The sequence below is a fragment of the Acidobacteriota bacterium genome (assembly GCA_030949985.1).
Classification (GTDB): Bacteria; Acidobacteriota; Polarisedimenticolia; order J045; family J045; genus JALTMS01.
The window spans coordinates 89929-97500 of record JAUZRX010000049.1 but is presented as its reverse complement, the minus strand read 5'-3'; the positions used below and the strand labels follow the sequence as shown (position 1 = coordinate 97500).

At 66.5% G+C, this 7572-nt stretch carries 8 protein-coding genes and 1 rRNA gene (1 of these 9 only partly in view); 8 read left to right on the top strand and 1 reads right to left on the bottom strand.

Features of this window, described 5'->3' with window-relative positions; translation table 11 throughout:
• From Q9Q40_11145 to Q9Q40_11110, 8 genes are all read left to right on the top strand, one after another.
• Positions 1-345, top strand: partial view of a hypothetical protein gene (locus tag Q9Q40_11145; GenBank protein MDQ7007779.1) — the 3' end only. Its footprint begins 1065 nt before the window's first position; the window shows 345 of its 1410 coding nt (coding positions 1066-1410); the start codon falls outside the window, past its left edge; the stop codon is at positions 343-345.
• A gap of 103 nt (positions 346-448) precedes the next feature.
• Positions 449-565: ribosomal RNA gene (gene rrf / locus Q9Q40_11140) — 5S ribosomal RNA — on the top strand.
• A gap of 157 nt (positions 566-722) precedes the next feature.
• Entirely contained in the window at positions 723-1454 is a 732-nt protein-coding gene (locus Q9Q40_11135) for a YebC/PmpR family DNA-binding transcriptional regulator (protein ID MDQ7007778.1), read from the top strand.
• A 70-nt stretch (positions 1455-1524) separates the two neighbouring features.
• Positions 1525-2052 carry a crossover junction endodeoxyribonuclease RuvC gene (locus tag Q9Q40_11130; protein ID MDQ7007777.1) on the top strand — a complete coding sequence of 176 codons (528 nt, stop codon included), beginning with the start codon at positions 1525-1527 and terminating at the stop codon, positions 2050-2052.
• Positions 2049-2660, top strand: coding sequence for a Holliday junction branch migration protein RuvA (ruvA, locus tag Q9Q40_11125; protein ID MDQ7007776.1), 612 nt, complete (start codon positions 2049-2051; stop codon positions 2658-2660). The genes Q9Q40_11130 and ruvA overlap by 4 nt, the downstream gene beginning before the upstream one ends.
• Before the next feature lies 1 nt (position 2661).
• Entirely contained in the window at positions 2662-3693 is a 1032-nt protein-coding gene (gene ruvB / locus Q9Q40_11120) for a Holliday junction branch migration DNA helicase RuvB (protein MDQ7007775.1), read from the top strand.
• A complete protein-coding gene (locus tag Q9Q40_11115) occupies positions 3690-5045 on the top strand; it encodes a 1-acyl-sn-glycerol-3-phosphate acyltransferase (protein ID MDQ7007774.1) in 1356 nt (451 codons plus the stop codon). The genes ruvB and Q9Q40_11115 overlap by 4 nt, the downstream gene beginning before the upstream one ends.
• On the top strand, positions 5038-6939 hold the full coding sequence (locus Q9Q40_11110) for an ABC transporter ATP-binding protein (protein MDQ7007773.1): 1902 nt from the start codon (positions 5038-5040) through the stop codon (positions 6937-6939). The genes Q9Q40_11115 and Q9Q40_11110 overlap by 8 nt, the downstream gene beginning before the upstream one ends.
• Here Q9Q40_11110 and Q9Q40_11105 read toward each other — a convergent pair.
• The gene (locus Q9Q40_11105) at positions 6886-7458 is read right to left on the bottom strand and encodes an isoprenylcysteine carboxylmethyltransferase family protein (GenBank protein ID MDQ7007772.1); all 573 of its coding nucleotides are present in this window, start codon (positions 7456-7458) and stop codon (positions 6886-6888) included. The genes Q9Q40_11110 and Q9Q40_11105 overlap by 54 nt on opposite strands.
• Positions 7459-7572: the final 114 nt, after the last annotated feature.

Below are 7572 nucleotides of genomic sequence, written 5' to 3'. Positions count from 1 at the left end.
GAGTTGCGCTTCGGTACCGAGTGGCAGTGGCGTCCGAAGACGGCATTCTTCGCCGACGCGCGCTTCACCTGGGCCGATCGCGAGATGAGGATCACCGTCGATGGCCGCGAGCATTTCGGAGAGGGAGTACCCTCGGGTTACTGGGATGAGGCGGAAGCTCCGGGTGTCGCCGGCGGCGAGGTGGCCTACATCACGGTGGGGGGGCTGGTCCTACCCGCTGGTCCCGTCGATCCCTTCACTGGGACCCGGGTGTCGCAGCCCCAGCCGGGCGAGTACCTGATCAAGGGCGGCCGCATGGATTATGGTGGCTGGAACTTCTCGGTCGGTGTAAGATTCACCCTGTAGCTACGGAGAACACCAGATTGTCTGCGGCAAACGAACCCGCCGCGTTTCTGAGAATGAGAAGCTGTTTCTGAGAAGATGTTTCTGAGAAGATTTTGAGGAGTTTCCCGGTGACAATAGCGAAGGGGCCACACCCGTTCCCATCCCGAACACGGTAGTTAAGCCCTTCAGCGCCGATGGTACTGCGTGGGAGACTGCGTGGAAGAGTAGGACATCGCCGGGGATTTATCTGGGCCCCCGCCAGACAGGCGGGGGCCTTTTTTTGAGCTCGGAGGGCCGGTCTGTGACCGGCGAGCCGGGTTCGGCGGGAATCGGTCGGCCTCTCGTCGAGGCGGTGTTAGAATCCGGTTGCCGCAGGCAGCGACGAGGAGATCGGAACGATGGCTGGCCATTCCAAGTGGGCCAATATCAAGCACCGCAAGGGCGCTCAGGACGCCAAGCGGGCGAAGGCTTTCACGAAGGTCGTGCGGGAGATCACGATCGCCGCTCGGGAAGGGGGCGGGGATCCCGACGCCAATCCGCGGCTGCGGGCCGCGATTGCCAGCGCCCGCTCGGTGAATCTGCCGAACGACAAGATCGATCGGGCGATCAAGAAAGGCACGGGCGAACTCGAGGGCGTGAGCCTGGACGAGGTGATCTACGAGGGCTACGGCCCCGGGGGCGTGGCGATCCTGCTCTCCACGCTCACCGACAACCGCAACCGGACCACATCGGAGATCCGGCATCTTTTCGGCAAGTACGGCGGCGAGCTGGGATCTCCAGGCAGCGTGGCGTGGATGTTTGAGCGCAAGGGCATCATTACGATACCAGCCGGGGATGTCGACGAGGACGAAGTGATGGAACTCGTTCTCGACGCCGGCGCCGACGATATGGCGCAGGATGGTGAGTTTTTCGAGATCACCACCACGCCGGAGGCCTTTGCGGAAGTTCGGGATCGACTCGAACAGGCCGGTATTCGCATGGAGAGCGCCGAGGTGACGATGGTGCCCCAGAATCTGACGGTGGTTGAGGGGAAGAAGGCCGAGAGCCTTTTGACCCTGCTGGAACTGCTGGACGAGCACGATGACGTGCAGAGGGTTTCTGCGAACTGCAGTATCGAAGACGGCGAGTGACACGGTGTTCGGTGGTCCTGGGCTGAATCGATTTTCTCTGGTGTATTGGCGTTCCTGAGGGCCTCAACCCATGCAAGAACGCTGCGGCGAGTGGATCCTCGGAATCGATCCCGGCTCAGCACGAACCGGCTATGCTTTGGCGCGCTTTTCAGGGCAACGGCTGATCGAGGCGGAAATGGGCACCTGGAGCGTTCAGCGTTCGAGTGATCGCTCGGTTTCCCTCGCCCGGCTCGCCGAACAGGCGCGATCGTGGCTCAAGGGGCGCTCTCCCGCTGTTGCGGTGGTCGAGAGCCTCTTTCATCACAAGAATGCCCGCTCCGCACTGGTGCTTTCGGAAGCCCGGGGTGTGCTGCTGGCTACCCTCGGGGAGGCGGGAATCGCCGTCGTCGAGTACTCGCCCGCGACGGTGAAGAAGACGATCTGCGGATTCGGGGGAGCCGACAAGCGGCAACTGCGGCGGGCATTGGTGAAGACGGTGCCCGGTGTGACACCCGAGCAGATCGAGGATCTGCCCGAGGACGCCAGCGACGCTCTGGCGCTGGTAATCTGCCACCATGTGCACGCGGCTCACCGGGCTTTGCTGGGACGGTCGCGGTGATCGGACGGCTGACAGGCCAGCTCGCGCGGCGTACCTTCCCACTCATCATGGTGGATGTCGGTGGAGTCGGGTACGAACTGCGGGTCCCCCTGGCCACTTTCGAGAATCTGCCGGCGGTGGGGGAGCCTGTCTGCCTGGAAACCGTGACGTCGCTCAAGAACGAGGTTCTCGAGCTTTTCGGTTTCCGGGCCGAGGAAGACAAACGGCTGTTCACGATTCTGGTCGGCGTCTCCGGGGTCGGACCCAAGCTCGCCCTGGCCATGCTCTCGAGCGTACCCAGCCGGGAACTGGTGCAGGCGGTGATGGATGAGCGGACGGCGGTACTGGAGTCGGTTCCCGGCATCGGCAAGAAGACCGCCCGGCGCCTGATCGTCGAACTCAAGGATCGTCTTGCCGGGGAGGCCTTCGATCTTTCCGCTGCGGAAGGAGGCGTGGCCGCCGCGCCTTTCGCCGACCCGATCACCAGTGACGCCTTGATGGCGCTGGAGAATCTCGGCTATCGTCGCAACCAGGCCGAGGGGGCACTGGCTGCGGTTCGTGCGGAAAAGGGGGCTGAGCTGGCCTTGCCGGACATGATTCGCCATGCGCTCCGCTACCTGGGACGGTGAGATGACTGAGAACGGCGATACCTTCAGGATCATCGGCGCCGAACCCACCGGTGAGGAGCTGCAACTCGAAACGGACCTGCGACCTCGGCGTCTGGCCGATTACGTCGGTCAACGGCGGGTGACCGACAATCTGGCGGTCTATCTCGAGGCGGCGCGCCGTCGGCGCAGGCCCCTGGATCACGTGCTGCTCGCCGGTCCCCCGGGACTGGGCAAGACGAGCCTGGCTCACATCATCGCCGCCGAAATGGGATCCCAGTTACGCGTTTCGTCAGGCCCGGCGATCGAGAAGATCGGGGATCTGGCGGCCCTGTTGAGCCTGGTCGAAGCGGGTGACGTGCTCTTCATCGACGAGATCCATCGTCTGGGGTCCGCGGTGGAGGAGGTGCTCTACCCGGCGATGGAGGATTTCGTACTCGACGTGACCATCGGCCAGGGACATGGTGCGCGTTCCGTGCGTATCGACCTGCCTCCGTTCACACTGGTGGGCGCGACGACGCGTTCCGGCCTGCTCACGGCTCCGTTGCGAGATCGCTTCGGTATCACAGAGCGCCTCGAATTCTACGGTGTCGATGATCTCTGCCGCATTCTCCTCGCTGCCGCCGCGCGGCTCGACTGCCGCCTCGACGAGGACGGAGCGCGGGAACTCGCTTCCCGCTCCCGGGGAACGCCGCGAGTCGCCCTGCGCCTGTTACGGCGTATTCGTGATTTCGCCCTGGTGCAGGGCGACGGGGTCATCTCTCGTGAGGTGGCAAGGCAGAGCCTGGCCCGTCTCGGCGTGGACAACCTGGGTCTCGACAGCCTCGACCAGCGCCTGTTGCGGGTGATTCTCGACAACCACGCCGGGGGGCCGGTGGGGATCGGCACGCTGGCCGCTTCCCTGGGCGAAGAATGCGACACCCTGGAGGAGATCTGCGAGCCTTACCTGATCCAGATCGGATTCCTCGAACGGACCCCCCGCGGGAGAGTCGCCACCCCGCGCGCCCGCGAGCACCTCGGCCAGTCGCCCTCCGGCACCGGCCCGCTCTTCCGGTGAGCGAGTACGTCTTCGAGGATCTCGAGCGGGTCGCAGCCGCCCATCCCCTGGTGGCAGAGGCCGCGGCCCTTTCGCGGGAAGGCCGGCGCCCGTGGCTCGTGGTCGTGCCGGATCACCAGGCCCTGCGGCGCGAAGGCTTCGTGGGCCTCTACGAGGCCCTCCGCTTCCATCTCGAGACCGCCTCGGTCGGTCTGCCGGTCGGCCACCGGCCGGCGGGGCTGACCATCGCGCGCCAGGCTTTGCCACGGGATCCGCAGGGGGGCCTGGACCGGCGGCGGCTGGCGCGGGAGGTCGGGCATCCTCCCGCTCGGGTCTGGCCTGCCGCCCCTCCCGAAAGGACTCCGGTGAGTCGGGAACTGGCGATGGCCTTGATGCCGGCTCTCGAGGGCCGGAGCCCGATCGGGCCGCTCTATCTCGAGCAGGATCTGGAACTGGACCTGGGGCTCGACTCCCTCGACCGGCTGGTGTTGATCTTGGCCCTGGCCGACGCGGCGGGCATGGAAATCGACGAGGAGCAGACCCGCTCCCTGCGCACGCTGGGAGACCTGCAGCGTCTTCTCGACGACGCCGGCACACGTCCTCGAGGCCCGGTCCGCCCGCGGGAGGATCTGCTGACCGCCGAGGGCCGGTATGGCCGGGACCGCCGTTGGTTGCTGCGGCCTGCCCGCCTGTCCTGGGTGCCTCTGGCCCTGGCGCGACCCTGGGTGCAGCTCTGGTTGCGGTGGCGGCTGCGCCTGTCCCACGGCCCGACAGGTGACGTGGACTGGCGTCACAGACCGCTGATGCTGGTGGCCAACCACCAGTCCCACGCCGACTCTCTGCTGATCGCCCTCTCCGTTCCTGCGGCGGTGCATCGCAATCTCTTCTTCCTCGGCTTCAGCGGCTACTTCGCAGCGGGATGGGGGGCCTGGGCGGCGCGACTGTTCCGCATTCAACCCGTGAGCGCCGACGACAGGATTCAGACCTCGCTGACCCTGGCCTGTCATGCCCTGGAGGCCGGTCGGATCCTGTGCATCTATCCTGAAGGCGAGCGCACCTGGACCGGTGCCTTGCAGCGCTTCCGTCGGGGGCCGGCCTGGATCGCGCGCCGGACCGGGGCCCTGTCGATTCCGGTGGCGGTGACCGGCGCCTATCAGTTCTGGCCACGAGGCTGGCCTCGGGGGCGCAGTCGCGGGTTGCGGGTCGATTTCGGCGAGGCGGTACCGCCACCGGCTCCCGGCAGCGGTCGTCACGGAGATGCGGTCTATCTCCAGGAGGTGAGGGAAAAGATCGCCGAACTGATGCGCCGGGCGGGGGCCGACCCGGAGCGCGGCGATCCGCAAGTCTTCGCAAGGGGGCCACACGATGCATGATGGCCGGCGTCTGTTGAAATATCTGCTCCACTACCGGGGAGCCTTGGCCCTGGCCCTGGTGTCCTCGATTCTGGCCTCCGTTTTCGTCGGGGGGGCGGTCAGTCTGCTCAACGACCTGGTCACCGCTCTTTCCTCCCAGGCTCAGGTTACGAGCGTGGCAGCCATTTCCCCTTCCGAGGCGGAGACGGGCCAGCAGGCCTCCGCCGGTCCCATCGGCGCGATCCGCCAACGGGCCGAGCGCTGGACGGCGCCCGTGCGGCATTGGCTGCTGGCCAAGGGCTACATACGCGTGCCCCTGGCCATCGTCGTTCTCTATTTCTTCAAGGGGGTGTTTTCTTTCCTCGGGGTCTACGGCCTGCGCCGGGTGGGATTGAAGACCGTCGCCCGCCTGCGCCAGGAAATCTATCGGCGGGCGATCAGCCAGTCCGACGCTTTCTACCGCCGGCATTCCACAGGCGAGATGTACTCGAGGATTCTGGTGGACGTGGCCCGACTCCAGGATCTGCTCGGCAACGAGATCGCCCAGGCCATGCAGTCGGTGCCGCTGATCGTGGTCTTGCTGACTTATGCCTTCTTCGTCTCCTGGCCGATCACCCTGGTCTGCCTGACGGTGATTCCCGCCTTTGCGTGGGCTGCAGGATGGTTGGGCCGAAAGATCAAGAAATCGGCGCGTCGCAGCCAGGAACGCTCGGCGGAACTGACCGCCCTGACCGAGGAGACCCTGCTGGCCCGGCGGGTGGTTCAGGCCTTCGATGCGGTGGACTACGAGTGCCGCCGTTTCGCCCGTTCGCTCGAGCAGATGCTGCGCCAGGATCTGAAGGTGGCCCGGGCGACCGCTGCCACGGCCCCGGTGATGGAATTGATCGGGGCGATCCTGGGGGCGGGCATGATCGTCTTCGCCGGTTGGCTGATTCGCCGAGGCGGGGTCAGCGGCAGCGATGTTTTCGTGGCCATCGTCGTGCTTTTCGTGGTCTTTACCCACGTGCGCCGGCTGGGCCAGCTCAACAGCGCGATCCAGCGCGCTCTGGCCTCCGCGCGCAGGATCTTCGAGATTCTCGACAGCCCCGTGGAAGTTCGGGACTCGCCCCAGGCCCGGGTGATGAAGCCCTTTTCCGACCGCATCGAACTGCGGGGCGTGGGTTTCGACTACGGTCGCGGCCCGGTTCTCAAGCATGTCCATCTCGTCTTGCGCGCCGGGGAGGTTCACGCCCTGGTCGGGGCTTCGGGAGCCGGCAAATCCACCCTGGCGATGTTGATTCCCCGCTTCATCGACCCGACGGAAGGCGTCGTTCTCTTCGATGGAGTCGATGCCCGGCGGCTGACGATCCGCTCCCTGCGCAGCCAGATCGCCCTGGTGACCCAGGAGACCCACCTTTTCGACGACACGATTCGCGCCAACATCGCCTACGGCATGGAAGGCGTTTCGATGGAGCGGATCGAGGCCGCGGCCCACGCCGCTCACGCCGCAGCCTTCATCGAGAGTCTTCCCGCCGGATACGACACGCCCCTCGGCAGCCTCGGTTCACGCCTCTCGTCGGGGCAGCGCCAGCGCCTGGCCATCGCCCGGGCGTTTCTCCGGGACGCGCCGATCCTGGTGCTCGACGAGGCCACTTCGGCCCTCGATGCGGATTCGGAGGCGGAAGTCCAGCGGGCCCTCGAAAACCTGCTCCGGGGCCGCACGGCGCTGATCATCGCCCACCGGCTGAGCACCGTCGTCAGGGCTGACCGCATCCACGTGCTCGAGCAGGGGCGGATCATCGAGTCCGGCAGCCACGCCGAGCTGCTGGCCCGCAAGGAAACCTACGCACGCTATCACGCCCTGCAAGTTCTCGACGGGGGCTCACCCCCCGCCACGGGGGGCTCCCCAGGTTCGCAGAGCGAAGAGCAGGACTAGCAGGAGCAGACCCAGGGCGGTCAGCCCTTCGCGGTTCTTCTGCCAGCGGGAAAGCCGCCATTTTCCCGCTTCCACGGGATAGGGGCGCAGACGGGGGAAGAGGGCCGGTACGGCATCGGCGTAGCGCTCGTAGAGCCCGCCGTGACGGTCCCGGAGACGGGCGGGCTCGATGCGTTCCTTGCGCGGCAGGTAGTAGCCGAAAAACACGGCCCAACCCGCCACCAGCACGGCTCCGTTCAGCAGCCAGGGCAGCCGGGCCATGATGGCCAGGCCGGTGAAGATCAGCAGCCTTCCCAGGTAGAGTGGGTTGCGCGTGTAGCGATAGGGGCCGGTCGTGACCAGTTGCCGGGTCTTGACCAGGTGACCGGCGGCCCAGCAGCGCAGGCCCTCGCCCAGCGCCACCAGCACGGTCCCCGCGAACAGTTCCGCCGGTCGCGGACGGGAGAAGGCGGCCAGCGCGGCCAGCAGACTGTAGAGCAGGGCGAGCCGGGTCCATTCGGCTGCGGATCGCTGGTTCACCCGTTCATCTCCTGGGATGGGGTTCACGCGTCGTGGGTCGCCCGGGGCGTCACCGGGGCCCGCCAGATTAGCGCCCCCGGCCTCGACCTCCAAGGGGGGTTGCGCAGGAGAGGG